The organism is Flagellimonas ochracea, from assembly GCF_009903685.1.
GTDB classification, from domain to species: Bacteria; Bacteroidota; Bacteroidia; order Flavobacteriales; family Flavobacteriaceae; genus Flagellimonas; species Flagellimonas ochracea.
This window is the reverse complement of the sequence record NZ_JAAABI010000006.1, coordinates 83,464-101,323: the sequence shown is the minus strand read 5'-3', so window position 1 is coordinate 101,323 and position 17,860 is coordinate 83,464. Positions and strand designations below refer to the sequence as shown.

At 44.1% G+C, this 17,860-nt stretch carries 12 protein-coding genes; 1 reads left to right on the top strand and 11 read right to left on the bottom strand.

Annotated elements, in window-relative coordinates:
- Positions 1-62: 62 nt before the first annotated feature.
- The 9 genes from GTQ34_RS14405 to GTQ34_RS14355 form a co-directional block, all read right to left on the bottom strand.
- Entirely contained in the window at positions 63-725 is a 663-nt protein-coding gene (locus GTQ34_RS14405; protein ID WP_166524513.1) for a CPBP family intramembrane glutamic endopeptidase, read from the bottom strand.
- Between the two features lie 126 nt (positions 726-851).
- Entirely contained in the window at positions 852-1,658 is an 807-nt protein-coding gene (locus GTQ34_RS16975) for a LytR/AlgR family response regulator transcription factor (RefSeq protein WP_313790511.1), read from the bottom strand.
- Positions 1,659-2,432: 774 nt separating this feature from the next.
- Positions 2,433-3,059, bottom strand: coding sequence for a hypothetical protein (locus GTQ34_RS14390; RefSeq protein ID WP_166524511.1), 627 nt, complete (start codon positions 3,057-3,059; stop codon positions 2,433-2,435).
- Between the two features lie 307 nt (positions 3,060-3,366).
- Entirely contained in the window at positions 3,367-5,205 is a 1,839-nt protein-coding gene (locus GTQ34_RS14385) for a glycosyltransferase (protein WP_166524510.1), read from the bottom strand.
- A complete protein-coding gene (locus GTQ34_RS14380; protein ID WP_262885618.1) occupies positions 5,202-5,918 on the bottom strand; it encodes a glycosyltransferase family 2 protein in 717 nt (238 codons plus the stop codon). Before GTQ34_RS14380 ends, GTQ34_RS14385 begins: the two co-directional genes overlap by 4 nt.
- Before the next feature lie 80 nt (positions 5,919-5,998).
- Positions 5,999-6,745, bottom strand: coding sequence for a collagen-like domain-containing protein (locus GTQ34_RS16970; RefSeq protein ID WP_166524508.1), 747 nt, complete (start codon positions 6,743-6,745; stop codon positions 5,999-6,001).
- 11 nt (positions 6,746-6,756) lie between these two features.
- The gene (locus GTQ34_RS16830; protein WP_235915054.1) at positions 6,757-12,474 is read right to left on the bottom strand and encodes a collagen-like protein; all 5,718 of its coding nucleotides are present in this window, start codon (positions 12,472-12,474) and stop codon (positions 6,757-6,759) included.
- A 12-nt stretch (positions 12,475-12,486) separates the two neighbouring features.
- Positions 12,487-13,341, bottom strand: a complete 855-nt coding sequence (locus GTQ34_RS14360) for a hypothetical protein (RefSeq protein ID WP_166524507.1) — start codon at positions 13,339-13,341, stop codon at positions 12,487-12,489.
- 11 nt (positions 13,342-13,352) lie between these two features.
- On the bottom strand, positions 13,353-14,432 hold the full coding sequence (locus tag GTQ34_RS14355; RefSeq protein ID WP_166524506.1) for an HNH endonuclease: 1,080 nt from the start codon (positions 14,430-14,432) through the stop codon (positions 13,353-13,355).
- 125 nt (positions 14,433-14,557) lie between these two features.
- On the opposite strand from GTQ34_RS14355, the gene GTQ34_RS14350 reads away from it, so the two are divergent.
- Positions 14,558-15,700 carry a glycosyltransferase family 4 protein gene (locus GTQ34_RS14350; protein WP_166524505.1) on the top strand — a complete coding sequence of 381 codons (1,143 nt, stop codon included), beginning with the start codon at positions 14,558-14,560 and terminating at the stop codon, positions 15,698-15,700.
- A gap of 12 nt (positions 15,701-15,712) precedes the next feature.
- Here the strand turns inward: GTQ34_RS14350 and GTQ34_RS14345 are convergent, their stop codons facing one another.
- The gene (locus tag GTQ34_RS14345) at positions 15,713-16,837 is read right to left on the bottom strand and encodes a glycoside hydrolase family 76 protein (RefSeq protein WP_166524504.1); all 1,125 of its coding nucleotides are present in this window, start codon (positions 16,835-16,837) and stop codon (positions 15,713-15,715) included.
- Between the two features lie 144 nt (positions 16,838-16,981).
- Entirely contained in the window at positions 16,982-17,758 is a 777-nt protein-coding gene (locus GTQ34_RS14340) for a glycosyltransferase family 32 protein (protein WP_166524503.1), read from the bottom strand.
- Between the last annotated feature and the right edge of the window lie 102 nt (positions 17,759-17,860).

The following is a 17,860-nucleotide window of genomic DNA, read 5'->3' as shown; positions in this document are numbered from 1 at the left end:
CTGGTTACAAACAGGCGCGGATACCAAGAATCATTCTTTTCACCGTGTATAACTTGTTATCATCATGCCAAACCAAAGTAAAAGCTAAGTATACCAAGGGTGTTGAAAAAGCCATGTACCATGACATTAAACCACAGATCATATTTACGTAAGTAAAATATAACAGACAACAGGGCTCCGGTGGACCCAGCTACAATTTGTCCCGTAATTCCTTGCTGCATATGCATATATCCAAAAAAGCTGCAGAAAATCAGAACATTAATGACCAAACTGATTTTACCATCTCCAAAGAATTTGATAAACTGTCGCATAAAATAACCGCGAAAAATTGTTTCCTCTCCAAACGCTGCGGTGGCCCAAACTATTGACAACCAAACGACAGTGGTTGTAAGATTTCCTTTTACTTGAGACATGCTAGAATAATCAATGGGAACTCCCGTGAGCATCTCGATTCCCGGGACCAAGACAAAGACATAAAACACAAAAAGTACAAATGCTACCAAAGGGGCAAGGAGTAATAGGTTTTTCGCAGTAAATTTTTCACGGTAAAACCCAAGTGCCGAAAATGGTTTCCCTTTGTATTCGAGATAATTGGCTATAATGATTATTACGGAGAGAATTATATTTTCAAAAGCAGTTCGGGTGATGGGCCCAAAATACATAAAACAAATAATTGCCAAGGTTACCAGTGGAATAACTATTTGACGTAAGCTCAGTTTTGTCATTTTCAATTGATTTTAAATTCGAAACCAAATACCGAATAAAATCTTTGAAAAACCCCCAGAAATACTTTAGATTTTACTGAATGGTAGCGAATCTACAACTGAATGGTCGGTCACTTTCGCCCTCCTTTATTGGAACCAATTCATAAACGCCTTTCGTCTGTACCGACTAATATTGATTTCACCATTCGCATCATTTTTAGGGAAAGCTTTTAACTGAATGCGCAACTTACCGTTTTCAATCTTCTCAATTTGGTCAACCGCATCTTTATGAATGATAATTTGACGATTGGCCCTAAAAAACAATTGGGCGTTTATTTTTTCTTCGAGTTCATTCAATGTAAAATCGGTAGTAATTGTGGTGCCATCATTTTGAACTGTATAGACCATTTTGTTTTCACTGTAAAAGCAAGCAATATGTTCGTAGGTAAGCTTCTTTATTTTCGCTCCACTTTCAATGGTGATTTCAGCATCTTTTATGGATTTTTTGTACAAATTGTATATGTCTTGAGCATATGCCAGCCCGATGAGAACAAAGCTTATCAACAAGGTTAGGAGCAGGCCGATTAATAAATAATAGAATTTTGTTTCTGCACCCGCAATTCTATTTAAAGCAATACCTAAAGGAACATACATAACTGTTATGTAGCCAAGAGTAGAAACCATATACCATGAGATTGAGACGATGTCTACTTTTTTGGAGAAATACTTTTTCTCGTAAAATTTAAAATTAAGCTCAGCTATGGTTCCTATAAGAATACACAAGGCAATGGAGGTCAGAAAGCCTTCGATGGGAAACCGGTACGATTCGCCATCAGGAAAACTTTCAGGCGACCCTAAATGATTTACCACAAGGGAGAAAATTATAAAAAGGATTATTTTTTGCGCCCATCGCCATGCTGAACTACGAATAAATGCGTGCCATACTGTTTTCACGATGGTCTTGTTTGGTTGTGCGTTACTTATGAATTAAAGGCTCCGTTATTGTCATAATTAAAAATAAGGAATAATCCCTCTATGGAAGTGTTATCACAAATATTGGTAGTCGCTCATTTCCAGTATTATCCCTCATGGAATCCAATAAAGTTTTAACGAAATTATTAAAAGTGTGTTTAATTGGAAAAGGGGTTGATATGAATAATATACCTCAGATATTTTTACAAAAAAGTGATACCAATCCCTATGATTTATTTTCTGCATCCATAACCGAAGCAAAATAATTCTAAGGTGGAAATTAGTGACCTTTAGCAGTGGGGTATCCCAAAAGTTTTATGAATCCTAGACTTGATGGCATCTCATGGTACATTAGCGAAGTACACTGCCCAACTGCTCAATCCCTATAGTTTTCGATAATGCTTGCGTCCACCCAATAAATATCCTGATTGCTGGTATAGAATAGATATTTGCCATCCATGCTCACAAATGGACAAATATTAGAACTTAGGAGAATCATCTTCCATAAGAGGCAAATTGAAAAGGGTATTTATTGAGAACAAGAATAATTGAGATTTGTAATATACTATCAATGTATTAATACCGCAGCACGGAATCTGATCACAACTTGCACGGCCCATAGTTTTTAAAAAGTCTCTATTCCCTCTTTGGACGGTCACAAAAAACGGCGAGTTAATGGGACGGATTGATGGGGAGAGTTAGATTCCACGAAAACGTTCGTTTTACGAGGTCAAGTAGGCTCTAGGTTTGAAACTGCTAATTAATCTTACTCGCTTTTTTTTCAGTTTGAGGAAGCATTTCGAAACCGGTTACAGAATCCACGGTTTTAATAAATCTAAGTCCAATAAAGGAACTTTTTTCGAAGGAAAAGACCGTATTCGATTCTGCCTGCATTTTCCGGGTTCGTCCCTTGCCAAGAGATACTTGGAGATGTTCATTTTCCATCGTTATGGACAATGTATTTCCATCCATCGAATATTGCCCGTAGTATTCCTTTAGGATACTCTTTTTTGGTTGTATGTATTTGGGAAGATTGTTTTTTCTGTTTTGGTTGAGCATCCAGGTATACCACTCATCGTTGTACAATGTATTTCCCCAAATTTCCTCTAGATCATGCCCTACATCCTGGTAAACTGTGAATTTCGGACTACCGCCGTTACTTTTGATATGCTTTACAGCCTCATAACTACAATTTATATTGATGGTTTTGTCCTTTGCACCATGGATGACCCAAACAGAAATATTTCTAATCTGCCATGCGTTCCTCAAATCTGTTTCCTTGGCACAACCTGCAATAGGCGATATGGCGGCTGAAAAAAATGGTGGGGAAAAACTTACAGGTTTTGAGTTAAATACAAAAACCTCGTTACCAATGAAATGCATTTGACAAAAGTTAATAAGATTAGGAAATTCATTTTAACGTAATCCAACAAAAATTCTTTCGAATTTAGAAAGGTTTCTTGAGGCGGTCATGACAGGATTTGAACCCGCGACCGCCTGCGGGAAAGCTTCCTGGATCAATCTTCAATTGTTTACATTAACCTTATAAATTGAGGTATGTCAATCATTCATCGTTGATGATGATTTTGAAATATTTTTGATGGGAAATGGAAAATAAAGGCAATATTATATTTGTGTGACCCCATTTAACATATTTTATTGTTGAGCTATACTATTGGATAAGCAGTTTTTATAACAATTCGTACTGCAGAAACTTCTTTTTCTTCGAGATTTCTTGATGGTTGGTCAGCTCTTGGCTCCTATTGATCCTGAATATGTTAATCGGGTTTTCATTGTTATAGACATATAATACCCGATCGTTATACCTGACTTTGTCAAAGCCGGCCAACTCAAAAATGGGGTAGATAAGGGCAACATCCATAGCTTCTTTAAACCAATTGCCGTCTTTGTCTTTCATACAACTGTAATCAGGATCTTGACGGCTTATTTCATGGTATAAAAAAGCCCTAAAGGTTCTGATGGCCGGGCAAACCCAGGAGGAACGCAACTTTGAGAAAGCTTGCTTGCCCGAAAAGGGTTGAGACCAGCCATATTCCCCATTGGCAAATCGAAACTGCCCGTATAGTACCTCGCAATCGTACTGGTTATATTGCTGGTTGATATGACTTAGGGCATCCGTGCAGGCCAACCAGTCATCTCCGTCAACTTGGGCGTAGATATCATCATCCTTGCAATATTGGCTTAGGCAAGTGTGTATGTTGTACCCGCCCCCCATACGTTCCTTATTTCGGACTAGGGTTACCCTGGAATCGGAAACGGGCACCTTTGTATGGCTGTTGTCGGTTGAGGCATCATCGATAAAAATCATCTCAAAATCATCGTAATCTTGCGCGAGCAAGCTCGATATACAATTGTCCAAAAAGTGTCCGGGATTATAAAATGGAACAAAGACTATGATCTTATTCTTTTTGGGTATAGCGGCCTCATTTTTATGATAGATCCGATTCAGGCTGAATTTTCTGTTGGCAATCACCTGTTGCACCACGTTTGCCGGAACATTTCGCCGGTAAAGAATGGTATTGTTGGCATCGATTGCTGCTTCATGGTTGCCTACCCAATAGCTGCATATGGCATATTCCATTAGCAAGGCATACCGATAGATCGAGGTTTCGACAAATAAAATATCGTCCGGTATGGGCATGTTGACAGCATTGGTGGCAAATAAGTTGCCAAGGACATACTGTCGGTTGATGCGGTAGTGCAGCACAATTCTGTATAGCGGTTCCGCCCGTTTGGGTCGATATTCGAAAGCCCGTAAATAGGCCTGTAGAACGTAGGACCAATCCTCGTTCTGCATCTCACTGATCACCGCAATTTGATACAGCGAATACCATACTTCCTCTTCCCAGCCGCCCATTTCAATTCTTTTTTCATAATATTTCAACGCTTGCGGGTACTCCGCCGCATCCCTATAACTTTGCGCCAAATAAAAGACATTGCGGGTATTGGTTGGATCGGTAAGCAGTGCATTTTCCAACAAGAGGGCATCCTTTCTGTATTTGTTGGGGTCAGATGATCGCGCCCCATCCCGAAAGGGTTTATTGGTAGCTCCAATCAATTTTTGTTTGGTATGATCTTGATCGGTGGTGATATATTCATGAACCACCCCTTCATAATACCAATTCAGGCCATTGGCCACCAGTTGCGTTCTATAGTAATCCAAATTGCCCAGACGGGTTTTGATATCGTAGGCATCGGCTGTAAGTGAAGGCCAGTCGAAACCTTGTTCGAACTCGAGAATTTCATCAGCATCGATAATCAACAGGTAATCGCCCTTGTCTTGGGCCAGTTGCAATGCCTCCGTACGGTTTTGGCCAAAGTTTATCCAGGGCCGCTCGAACAGCTCTCCGGGAATGTCTTTTAAAAAGGAGGCTATTTTCTGCTGCGTGCCATCGGTGGAACCGGTGTCGACAATGACCCAATAGTCAATATGGTCTTTGACTGACCCAAGGCAACGTTCAATGACATCGACCTCGTTCTTTACAATCATGTTCAGACAGATACTCATTGTATATGCGATAAGATGTTAAAACGCACTGGTCGTGCGATGGGATAGTAAGTCAAATGCTTCCAGATGCTATCATCAAATTGTTCCAACAAGCCCAGATTTCTACCGTACAATTTTGAAATCCGTCCATGGTGTTCCCTCGAAAAGGTATTGCGGCCATGGTAGGTATACATATATAAATAGCCATACTTGGAAAGCCTGCTGATCTTCAAATGCTGAACCATTGAATCGAGCAGGGCACTGTCTTCACCTATCCGGGCGTAAATACCATCTTCTGGATAGGAGAAATCTGTGTTCTTGTACATCATTACCGTGCCTGGAATCAGTTGCCATGGGCCCATATGTGAATCTTTGGTCCAGTCTACCCAATTGAGTACCCTGTCTTCCCACCAATATTGTAGCTGATCGGTAAAAAAAGAGGCATCAGCCTTATCGGCCGCCATTTGTTCGAATTGTACCTGAAGTCTTTTGGGATGGTATAGGTCATCATCATCCCACTGGCAGATAATATCTCCCTGGGCCTCCGAGATTGAAATATTTCGAAGTTGCCCCAGTTTATAATCCTTTTGCTCTAATGATATCAATCGAATATCATCGCGCTCAAGATGTTTTATATAATCGGCTACAGCCCGTTTAAACCAATCAGTACCGTCGGTGACGATGACGAGTTCTTTGTTGGGATAGGTCTGATCCATATAGCACTTGATGGCCATCTTTAATTGGATCAGCCGATCTTGGGTGACTGTCAGGCAGCTTATCTTCGGAAAGGTGTTCATCTACTAATAGCGTATCACTATTTCTTCTTTCTGTTCTCTAAACGTTTAAACTGATTGTAGAGCTCATTGACAAAATCATCCGCAGCACCTGAATTGATGGCCTCCATCAATTTTTTGGCGATATCTGCTCCGGCTGGAGCACTACCTGTTGCCCCTGTGGGTCCCTTGGGTCCGGTTGGCCCTACGGGCCCCTGCGCCCCGGTCTCACCTTTAGGTCCCGTTGGACCTGTTGGTCCCGTGGGTCCAACAGGTCCTGTTGTTCCTGTTGCCCCGTCTGGCCCTGTGTTTCCAGTAGGTCCTCCAGGTCCAGTTGGTCCGAAAGGCCCGGTAGGTCCTGTCGCTCCCGTGGGCCCTGTCGGTCCGAAAGGCCCGGTAGGTCCTTTTGGTCCAGTGGGTCCGCTTGGTCCTGTAGGTCCGAATGGTCCTGTTGGTCCTGTTGGTCCCGTAGGTCCTCCAGGTCCAGTTGGTCCTTTTGGCCCCGTAGGCCCTTTTGGTCCGGTAGGTCCTTTTGGTCCAGTGGGTCCCTTGGGTCCCGTTGGTCCGATGGGTCCAGTTGGTCCTTTTGGTCCTGTGGGTCCTTTTGGTCCTGTTGGACCGACGGGTCCTGGTCCGCTTGCCCCTATGTCTTTTTCAGCCAGTATGGTCAATGCTTTAGGTTTAACATCTTTTGGTTTGTGCGTTTGACCGTCCTTATCGTTGGCCCTTGAAATAAAAAATACGTTTGGTGAAACCACCTTTTCAGGATTGTTACTCTTAGTGTCCATATCCTATGTTTTTATTTTTTTAAAATCTGTATTCTATTTTGCAAGGCTTCCATGAGTTCTTGGGTATCTCCCTTTCGCAGAAATTCATGCAAAAGCTTGACGATTTCTTCCTTATTTTTTAGCAAAGGCCGATCATAGGGGTTTCCAATTGCCCCTGTTGGCCCTTGTGGACCGGTCACTCCAGTTGGCCCTTTTGACCCGGTGGGTCCTTGAGGCCCTGTAGGTCCTATGTCTCCGATTGGCCCTTGTGATCCAACTGCTCCAGTTTGTCCTGCTGGTCCGGTTACTCCGGTTGCCCCATAGGCGCCTGTTTCCCCTTCGGCACCGGTTGGTCCCATAATCCCAGTTGGGCCTGTTGTGCCGTCGATCCCGGTTGGCCCGATACTTCCCGTAGGGCCTGCTGCCCCGGTTGGGCCGTCGATCCCGGTTGGCCCAATTGCACCAGTAGGCCCAATAATACCTATGGGACCGTATGCTCCGGTTGGTCCGTCTACACCGGTTGGCCCCAACAATCCTGTAGGTCCTATAGCTCCAGTTGCTCCTGCTGGGCCCGTTGGCCCCATCGACCCGGCGGGTCCCGTGGGTCCGCGCATGGGTATGACAACGGGGTCGCTATGGCCCCATCTGCCAATGGCTGAGGTGGTAACACCCCGTACACGCGCTGTATAGGTTGCGTTTTCGATCAGATGTACATTGCTACTTGGCGACCCTACCACCAATTGGGTAGTCTTTAGACCGCTTTGCGCAGAATTGGGAACCACCTTATGGTTACTGTCCCATAGTTCAAAATCATAGGTTACATTACCTGAATCGGCCGACCATCTTATCTTCAAGGCCAGTAGGCTGTTTACATATTGCATCTGTACCTGTGGTAATGCCGGGATGCGGACTTGGGCAGCAACGCTGCTGTCACCTAGCCGCCCATAATTGTTTCCTTTGACCTTTATGGAGTATGCTTCCCCATTTTTTGACAAGTAAGAACCGGGCACATAAATCTCGGTTGAGGATATTTGCGCTGTCGAGTACACCGTGTTTTGGCCTGCATCGGTTACAATAATTCCATAAGTTTGGGTGCTGCTGGCCGCATTCCAGCTCACATACAATCGCAGCTGTTCATCGAGATTAAAGGTGGGTTGTTTTAAGACGGGCGTTCCTGGTTTTTTCGGTGGCTGACCGTCATGGTCTTGCCCGCCTGCTACAAATAATCCTCCAATAAATAATCCTCCGATACCGCCCACCATCGCACCCGCGACATCGACCGCAAAATCACCCATCGCAGCCTCCACAAATTCAGCGGCCAAGTCTTTCACCGAATCCTTGAAATACTCCTCCAACGCACATATCAGCTCTTTTTTTGCAAATTTCGCCCCTTCGATAGCCAGTAGTTTGGCCACGAATTTGGGATCTGATAGAAGTTGTTTAAATAAGGAGGCTGCATTTGCGGCCAAGGCATCCAGTATGAAATTCGGAAGTGTTTTCCAAGTTAAATCCCGTGCTTGGGAGAAAGGAATGGTGACCCTGAATTTTTTTAGATCACCACAAAGAATGGGATTTGAGCCTAAAACTTTCAGCACAAATGACATCTGCATGGTAATATCCAGATTAAGATTGTCTTGAACCTCAAAATTGGTTTTAGTTATCGTATACTCCCCTTTGAAAGTTGCATTGAGAAATTCACCACATTTGGCGTCTTTAAAGGGGACATTGAAGTTGGGGCGAAATGGCAGTTTTTTTGGAAAATCCCAGTTATCTACATAAAAGCCTTTGGCCTTGCTCCAGCAGACCGTTAACGAAATGGAACCGAAAACGGGAACGTCGTTTTTTTGATAGGTTCCGCAGACCAGGGTGGCCTGATCGGTGCTGTCTTTGCTCAATGATACCGTAAACGTTCCAATATAACTATTGAACAGACTGAAACCCGACTGCATCGACAGTGTTGCCGGCGAACTCTGGGTGTTTACCTCGAGCTTCGGGCCGGTTCTTGAATTGGGATCCCCAAATTGTATGAATCCCCAATCGATATAATCCAGTTGTCCGCTGGCGATGATGCCATTTTCCTTGACATTGAACAGTATGGTGGTATGGATGCCCAACAAATACATACTCGCGTAAACATTGAACCCCTGTTTGTAGTCGAATCCTTTGTAGGTAATATCGGCTGTGGCATAATAGACACGTCCTTCAGCGAATTCGAACGGACTTATGGTAGTGGGCCATTGATTGTCGGGAATGCTTTTCTGCTGGTATAAGTTCAGTACGCTAAAGTTTTGTATCAAAATGTCGACGATCTGTGGCTTTCCGTTGATAAAAATGATAGCGCCCTTGAGGCCGATGGCACTACCAATGGTGACCTTGCCCGTCAAAGCCACTGTCATTTCTTTGGGCTTATTGGGTGGGAACAAATAATCAATTTCAGCACTGAGATGATTGAGTAAGATACCCCTCATGCCCAGAGGTTTGTCAATTGAATTGGCAGTTTTTACTGAAAAACGCGCTTCCGTTTTTTGTACGAGCAGGTTGCCAGCAAAAGGAAAGGCTTGTTCCCCTACTTTCAGCGTGATCATTCCTTTTAAACCGACAAATTCGTCACTGGCTCGATACCAGAACCAGATATCGGAAAAGACGATGGTGTCGGCAATGGTATAGTTGTCCAGTTTGATTTCGAAGAATGAATCTTTTGAAGGTTGGGTAAGCGCGGCATGTATCAGCAAATTGGATTTCTGCTCTATTCCCGGCAGTATTTTGGGCAGATTGCTTACGGGCCCTGTGCTGCCCGCCCCAAATTCGAGCTCCGCGTAAAAGTTCACACCTTTTACCAAATATTGAGATGGCCCAGTTGGTCCTGAGGGTCCTGATGCACCAGTGGCTCCGGTTGGGCCTGAAGATCCCGAGGCACCGAGAAAATTCTCATAAAACATGGCGGCGGAAGGGCCAGTAGGACCTGTCGGTCCTGGTGGAATCTCAGCCAGATCAGGCACAAATTGTACGATGGGATCTAGACTTTGATCGGCCACAGAAGATATTGCGATTACCCCCTTTTTCACTTTTAGGAAATTGTCCACCGGCTTTAGATCTTTCGATAGGGCCTCAAAGGACCAATTTTCTGATAACGAGAAAGCAAACGCATATTGCCATTTTTTCTCGTTGTCTTTTTGCAGTAGCATGGCTGCTGTGCCAAATCTCGACGCCTTGCCCGTCAGGATAAAGGTATTTTTGGTGACGTTTAGATAGAGCATAGCACTGTCAAAACCGATTGAAGGAAAATCTGACGGTCTGGGCAGGTTTTCCCATTTTGTGCCGGTCGTATCATTGGTTGCCAGGGTGTCGGTGAGATAGGCCACCGATAGTTTGTCTGCATCTGCCACTACGGCGGTCAGTATGGTATCGTTGCCTGCACTTCCCAATTCGAGATTTGCAATGGCCTTGAGGTCGCCGACTTTGAATCCACCGTAAATATTTGCTTTGTAATGCCGTCCATCAGCGGCTTCCGCCGTACCTGTGTGCCCCAATTCAAAGCCCCCTCCCAAATTGGTCAATCCAATTTTTGTGATACCGATATCTATAGGCCAGTCTAAATGAGCATCTCCATGAAAGGTAAATTCCCCGGTATTGGGGGTAAAGGAAAAATCGGCCGTGACCAGCAAGAATTTTTTGGGAAAATCATAGGCTGTTGGTAACTTGAAATCTGGTGGCGTATCGAATTGCTTTAGCAACGACTTGTAGTCTATTGAAGGCCCGGTCGGCCCATCTTCAGATACATTTTCCCGGAAGCGGGATGGATCCAAAGCAAGTGGTGCCGAGGCTTCGAAAAAATTGCCTCCGGCAGTCAGTTGTCCTGAGAAGGTCCAGGGATTGTCTGGTTTCTCTTTGAGTGCTTGTGCACTTAATCCCAATCCAACCAAATCGATTGAACCACCAATGACTCCCGTTGAGGTGCGATTATCATCAATCGGGTGTTCAATGGTCACACCGATATAGAGATTTTCGACAGCAAGAAAATTGTCGATCACTTTCCAGGAATCCGTGCCAGCATCATAGATTAAATAAAATGAAAAGAAGGTCACCTGTTTTTCGGTGACATCGAATGTAATTTCAAGATTGGTGATGATCAATTGACCCGCTTGGTCTATACTTTTGGGAAGCAATGAAATTAGATTTGGGCCTTCTTCCACCGTGCGCCCTGCCTTGACCTTGAATCTCATCGGATCGTTTGAGATACTACCCAAGAATCCTTGCAGTGAATCGATGCTGGGGAGTACGATATTTTCAGAGGTCACGGAGAGTATCCAGTCATCATCTTTCTGTACTTTTTTCAGCACCACATCGATAACCACCGCTGCGTAGTCAAATTGCATGGTTCCTGACACCTCACCGCTTATTGCCGCAGTACCCAAGGGATCGGTAATGTCCATATCTATGGAGACATCGCTGATTTTTACCGATTCGAAATAGGGTATTTGCCAATCATTGGGAGCGCTCAACCGGAAAACCAATTCTTGTATTTTTACCGGTTTTAGACTAAATGAAACCTGAAGGTACTCAAGGGTCAATTCACCGATATTGCCTAGGCCTTCTGGAAATATGGCCGCCAAATCAACTCCTGGAAGCAGCCCGATAAATTCACCGAAGCCGGGGATGACCATATCGCTTTGTACCTCGATCTTCCAGTACGTATGGTCAGCATAGATGGGTATTTTGGCAGTGGCATGTATTTTATCACCAAAAATAGCTGAACCTTGAATGGCACCCGTTAGCGTAGAGAAAGCGGGTTTTTCTTTTTGTTCAGGATAATATTGATAATAGAGCTGAACCGAGACATCATCGTCTATCACCAGCACTTTCTCCTTGATGGTCCAAGGGGCGGTGGATTTGATATCCAAGAGAATGGTATTTATCCTGGGGGTTGATGGATTGAACTGTACTGCCAGTGAGTTCAAGGTAAAATTGCCAATTCCATTAAAACCGTCGGGAAGCTGATCTAAAATGTTGATACCTGTGAACAATTCACCAATCTGGGCGATGCTCGACAACGAGATGCCAGGGGGTACAATGCTTATACTCCAACCATAAATTCCAAAAGGTAATTGTACCTCTACAGGAATGGTCACTGCTTGTTGGCCAGTGCCTAGTTTGATGCTGGCTCCCACGGTGATATGGTAAGTTTTGGCTTGACCGATATTGCTTAATTGGTTGGTGAGTTTTAGGACAGGGGCATCAATGGCCGCGCCTCCTAATCCCAAGATTGGCCAGTCTTTTGATTTCTTGCTTTCCAAGGAGACACTAAGTGTCTCTGACTTAAAGACAAAGGAAATCCCTTGAAAACCAACATCGGGATAATCATCAGGTGGGGTGGAATACGAGTAGGGCAACAGTTTGTTTTCAGCCAATTGTTTCAAGCCCAAAAGCGGGAAAGTGGCCGATATTTCCAACTCGAGTTCTGCCACAGGGGTAGTGAAGACAGCGGTGATTGCAACGTTTGAACCATATAGATCAACCTGGCCATTTACGGTCACGTTGGTAGGGTTTAAAACAATACTTTGCGGGGTGACCCCAGAAAGAATGATGCTATTGTTGGTGGTATTCAACAATGTATCGAAAAGACCGGTAATATTTTCAGCAACAATGGTCTTTTGATCCAAAATCAACCGGCCGTCGGTGATTGCTTTCTTAAGTCGTTCAGCGAGTTCTTGAAGTACTGATTGCGGTGGTGTGTTTGTCCGTTTGGCCATGATGAGTTGTTGTCACTCGTATTTAAGTATGGCTTTATGCGTTCCTGGAAAATGAAAATGGTCTTTCCCTTTCCTTTGTACAAACAGGTCACTGATAAGTTCCCTGTCTTTAAATTCTCTCCAGAAAACGGTCATCCAAACAGACCAGTTCCCTTTTGCTTGAGCGGTCATGGTGATTAGATTTCTGAAGTGGTCCCGAATCTGTGTATGTTGCTTTAAAATTTGGTTTTTTGAGGATATGGTCTTCCAACGGTCCACAGCGGTCTCGGCCTCATGCCAGGCATTCAATCGCTGTTGAGCCCGATGATCCACCAATTGCATATGGTCCTTTAGGGGGATTGAGACTGTATGATTGCTATGTGAAAAATGGGGGGTGTTCAGTTCAAAGAGATCGATCGTCTTTTGGGCTTTCTTATAAATCGATGGTTTCAATTTAGGATTGGCCCTTATAGCCACAAAGTATTTCTCTTCAGTACTAAGTGCCTTGCTACCGTCGGTTATTTTGTATTCTATTAGGATTTTCTCATACAAGAAAGGTGTGTGGTCGGGGTGGAGGCTAAATGTCAAATCGGTGTCTGGCCATAGATATTTGGATAGGTCTGTTGCATTCAATTTGGCCCGGTTAAGATGGCGTCTGCAATCATTGCAGATAAGTAATAAGTGTTTCCAATCTTTTCTTTCCAGCGTTTTACGCCATTTTCTATGCAATTTGTGATGTTCAATTTCAAGTTGGCCGATAGGCATTTCACAATAAGAGCAATATTCTCCGAACGTTTCCAACAATCGCCACCTTAGGTTCGGACCAGCACTGTTTTGGGAAGTATCCTTTTCATTTTTGCCGAACTCTTTTCTCTTTAGTGGTCGCATGGATGTGGTTTTTATGGGATTTCAGCTGTATTCGTTCCGGGGAAATAGGTGTTGTTCGCGGTTTTTTGGACGAATTCCGTCACCAAGGTTTTCATATTGGTGTTGGCAGTGAAATATTGAAGGATGAATATCCACATATAGTAGAAACCTTTGGCAGAAGCCATACTCTTTAATTGGTTGAAAAAAGTATCGATAATGGTCTGGTTTCCTGTACCGACGGCAATTTCAAAACCTTTGAGGGCCTCAAGTACAGCCAACCAGGTTTTGGTCAGGTTTAGTATTCTTCGATCGCTCAGTTCCGGTGCGTTTGGATTAAAGTCGTTTTGACCAATTAGTTTGAGCATGTTGTCAGATACATTGTTGTTTGGATTGACAAAGGCCATAACCGCCACCCGCTGAAGTTGATTGCCATCAAAAATGCTGGCAATGACTTCCTGCCCACTCGTTTCGATAAATGAATTTTGAAGATAAAACGCATAGTTTGGTGGAAGGGCTGTCCAATTTCCCTGGCCTACGGGTTTTACCAGAAATGTGGGATAAAAACCGCGATAGGCCTCTTTAAGTGTGGCCCACATGAAGTTAGCAAAAGCGGCATCTCGCACCTGAGCTAGGGTCGGATGGGGTACGCCCGACCACGCCACCCCATCTGCATAGGTTGGTCTGGACCCCTTTTTGCTGTTGCATACCGGGCAAACCAACAAAAAATTGTTATAGTCTACACATACTATGGGAAACTGATCTTTTGGAAGGGTATGTTCAACGGCTAGAGATGAATCATATACTGGTAATCCGCAGAAATTACAATATTGTCCGAAATTGTCGATTAGATCTCTGCGAGACGAGCCGTAAATGCCATACATTCGGACTTTCATTAGCCGGAACGCTTCAGCATCAACGGTTTTTTTTGCAGGTGGGTTCTGTGAATATGATTGCATTTTCTCCAAAATGGCGGTGGTCTGTATAGGTGTGTTATTGTGCACCTGAAACACGTAGTTCACAGGATTGATCACCCCACCTTTAAGCGCGGCAAATTTTTGGGTAGCGGGCACTTGATAATGAGGGGGAGGAGTAATTTTGGTTACGGGTCGCATGTACGAAAATGGCTAGGCGATAAGGTACAATAAATTTCTGAATTATAAGAAATTACCTGCTAAATTTGAGGATCGATCTTACTAAAATAATAATCCTATTGTTAGGATAATAAAAGGACTATTCAGTGCAAATTACTGCTTTACATATCGTCGGACCACATAAAGGCGTATCGGGCTATGACCATCATGTGAGATCTTTTGTGGGCGAATTTTTGAAGTTGGGCATCGATATTCATCTCAAAGATGTCGCAACTTGGAGTGAGAAGCAGTTGCCGGATGCACTGCAGCCGAACTGGATTGACTCCCTAAACGATGACGTAGGGTGTGATGTATACCTGTATTTCTGCATGCCACATCAATTTGAGATTCAAAAGGAGGGCAGGCATGTGTTGTTTACCATGTTCGAGGCCGATCGCATACCTGCAATGTGGTTGGAGCCCAGCCTCAAGTCTGACTTGTTGATAGTGCCCACGCAATCTTCAAGGGCCTCTTGGGAGTTCAGGGGATTTCCAAAAAATAGGATACGATTATGCCCTTTGGGTGTGGATTCAGAACTGTTTGTCCAGAATTGGCCTCCGTTAAATATCGGTGATACCGAAGGAAGGCCACTTTCTGATTATTCATTTCGCTTTTTGAACATTTCTGAATTGCGTCCCAGAAAGAATCTGTTAAAACTTATTAGGGTTTGGATGGAGGCTACCACAGCAGAAGATGATGCTATCTTGATTCTGAAGATTGGTGGGCTGCAAGAGGGCTATTATGAAACATTCAAAGCTGATTTGGAGTATATGCAAAATTCTTTGGGTATAGAAAGGGGTCACTACGCTCCGATACATTTCATTCAAGAAATTCTGTCATCCGAGTCTATGGTACGCTTGTACAGAACGACCAACCACTATATTAGCATGTCACATGGCGAAGGTTGGGATATGCCCATGATGGAGGCCGGTGCTGCAGGTCTAACCTTGATTGCACCACATCATACTGCCTACACTACCTACCTAAATGACGAAATTGCTCATCTTATACCAAGTAGAAAGGTGCCAGTTGAATTTGATGGACAACTTGGCATTGAAGACCTTTCACTATTTGAGGACGCCCACTGGTGGGAGCCGGATGCGGAAGCGGCTAAATCCATTGTTAGGGCCATACTGGATGGGACCAGCAAGAAAATCACATCACCACGGAGCTTATTTTTAGAAAAATATTCATGGAAGAACGCGGCAAATAGATTTTTGGAAATACTGTCTAGTGAATCTGCGATCTGATTTGATGGATAGTTATGAAATTATGCTGGCCGTTTTCGCGGCTGACAGCAATACCGAAACCCCACTGTACTGCAGGGAAGCATTCAATTGGTCATTGGGTGTTGGCGTGTACCCAGGGTTCGGGCTATTCCAATCCATACTAAAAATGTAGGAAGGGTAGTTTTTCACCACCATATCTGCATTGGCCTTAAGCATGGTGTCATATTTTTTTGCCCGTATGACCAAATCAGCATCGCCAGATTTGAACATATTGATCGCAAGTTCGGCCAAGTATCGCGAAAATATTCCTTTGAACAGGCATGGGCCCGAGTTTCCTTCCTGCCAGTTGAGGGACTGGTTTTTCCATTCAACATCTTCTTTGGTCTGAAATATCTGTGTTCCTGAAAAGGTCTTGTTGGCCATCGCCCAGGCTACACAGTTTTGGGCAGCCGTTAGATATGATTGATTTTTGGTTGCGGCATACAGCGCCCATAAAGGGGCCAATGGATTGCCCTGTAGGGCAATTACCGGGGGATTGTCATTGGCGATACTACAATCTGTTTGATGCCCCATGCCGCCCCAAACAGCACCATTTGAAGCAATCAATCCCTTGGCCATTACCCAGTCCATTGCGGTTTTGGCATCGTTCAAATAGCTCGCATCTTGTGTGATGTTATATAGGTCGATGGCGGTTTCTGCCCATCCAATAGTGGAATTCGCGGCCTTGAAATTATTGGGGTCGCCGGTATCCCGTTTCCACCAAATTCCCCCACCGCAGACCGAATCGGCAGCGCTTTTCAATTGATTGCTCACCGTTTTAGCCTCGTTCAGAAAATTGGCGGCATCTTGTACTTTCCCCTGGGCGTTCAGCAACCTATAGCCCTTGGTGTACATTCTTCCCCATACACTGAGATCGTCATAATACGCACAGTCGGTAGTATCAGGGTTGCCGGCATTATAGGCATTGACAAGGGTATTCAGGTAGTCATTAGTGTCATACAGCTGCATGGCCTCAATCAAGATAAGGCAGATGGTCGGGGTACGCCAATAATCGTTGGGCACCCAATTCCCCGGAGTGTCTGGAGTAAACCAATTTGAGGTGAGAATATTTAGTGCGGTCTTGGAATATTTGTAATAGGGATTGTTATTGGTTGACATGGCAAGAACGTTCTGTTTAGTAGACACTTAATATACCTATTTTAGAAGATTCTTACAACTCAAAAGGAATTGTTTTACAAGTAGGTATGCATCCAAGTTCGATTGATTCCAATATGGTTGTATGGCTTGATCGTTGTGGTCTTGTCAGGTCTTCCAACTACCACTAAAGTGGTGATGGATGAACACAAGATGCTGCTTGTGGATACTTTGGGGAATGGACGCTACCAAAGAGGGGTAGTCATCTTCAAAACCCGTGGTACCGCACGACCCATTGGCGAAGAAGTACTGGGGATATACCGTTACGTTTTGTTTTTCTTCCTTGGCTTTTAAGACCATATCAGTGAACACGCCAGGACCTGTGTGTTGCAAAGTCTCTTCAAGCCCCCATGAGGCAACCCGATTGGGTGGATAATTTGTGCTAATTCTATCACATAGTGACTTTAAAAGCACGCACCCTTTTACGCCTCCGAAAAACCATTGACATAGTTGCAAGGGCCTTACCAATCTTAGTGCTTTCATGGTTTGCTCGTCTGGGCAACATTTCTCAACACAGCAGAAAAAATCATCATTCGTTTCAAGAATCGGATCTATGGGTTGCAGACATTCGGTATCAAGATCTGCATAGATTCCGCCGAAATGATATACCACCAGATATCTGAAAAAGTCGGCCAGCTCAACAGGACGTCTTAACCTGCCCAGCAAATCTAGGTACTCGGGATATTCGGTATTTATAAACTCAATAATGACCTTATCTTCCCAGAGAACATGGTGAAAATGGGGGTTGTGTTTTTCCCAAGAATCGACCCATCCCTTATAATTGTCGGGAACAACGGAGGTCTTCCAGGTTTGATGCACAATTTGCGTGATTTTACCTTTTTCCAGACTGACGGCATCGGGTATTTCTTCCGGTTTGATTTTCATAAGTCATATTAACCGCCACAAGCACCAATATCTCCTTTTCAATTTCTTTCGTTTTGATTTGAAAAGCCAATTTGAATGGCATAAATACTGCAATTATAGGGA

Excerpts from the sequence above, each read along its gene's own strand:
- GTQ34_RS14405 (WP_166524513.1), bottom strand. The coding sequence starts at position 725 with ATGACAAAACTGAGCTTACGTCAAATAGTTATTCCACTGGTAACCTTG.
- GTQ34_RS14390 (WP_166524511.1), bottom strand. The coding sequence starts at position 3,059 with ATGCATTTCATTGGTAACGAGGTTTTTGTATTTAACTCAAAACCTGTA.
- GTQ34_RS14385 (WP_166524510.1), bottom strand. The coding sequence starts at position 5,205 with ATGAGTATCTGTCTGAACATGATTGTAAAGAACGAGGTCGATGTCATT.
- GTQ34_RS14380 (WP_262885618.1), bottom strand. The coding sequence starts at position 5,918 with ATGGCCATCAAGTGCTATATGGATCAGACCTATCCCAACAAAGAACTC.
- GTQ34_RS16970 (WP_166524508.1), bottom strand. The coding sequence starts at position 6,745 with ATGGACACTAAGAGTAACAATCCTGAAAAGGTGGTTTCACCAAACGTA.
- GTQ34_RS16830 (WP_235915054.1), bottom strand. The coding sequence starts at position 12,474 with ATGGCCAAACGGACAAACACACCACCGCAATCAGTACTTCAAGAACTC.
- GTQ34_RS14360 (WP_166524507.1), bottom strand. The coding sequence starts at position 13,341 with ATGCGACCACTAAAGAGAAAAGAGTTCGGCAAAAATGAAAAGGATACT.
- GTQ34_RS14355 (WP_166524506.1), bottom strand. The coding sequence starts at position 14,432 with ATGCGACCCGTAACCAAAATTACTCCTCCCCCTCATTATCAAGTGCCC.
- GTQ34_RS14345 (WP_166524504.1), bottom strand. The coding sequence starts at position 16,837 with ATGTCAACCAATAACAATCCCTATTACAAATATTCCAAGACCGCACTA.
- GTQ34_RS14340 (WP_166524503.1), bottom strand. The coding sequence starts at position 17,758 with ATGAAAATCAAACCGGAAGAAATACCCGATGCCGTCAGTCTGGAAAAA.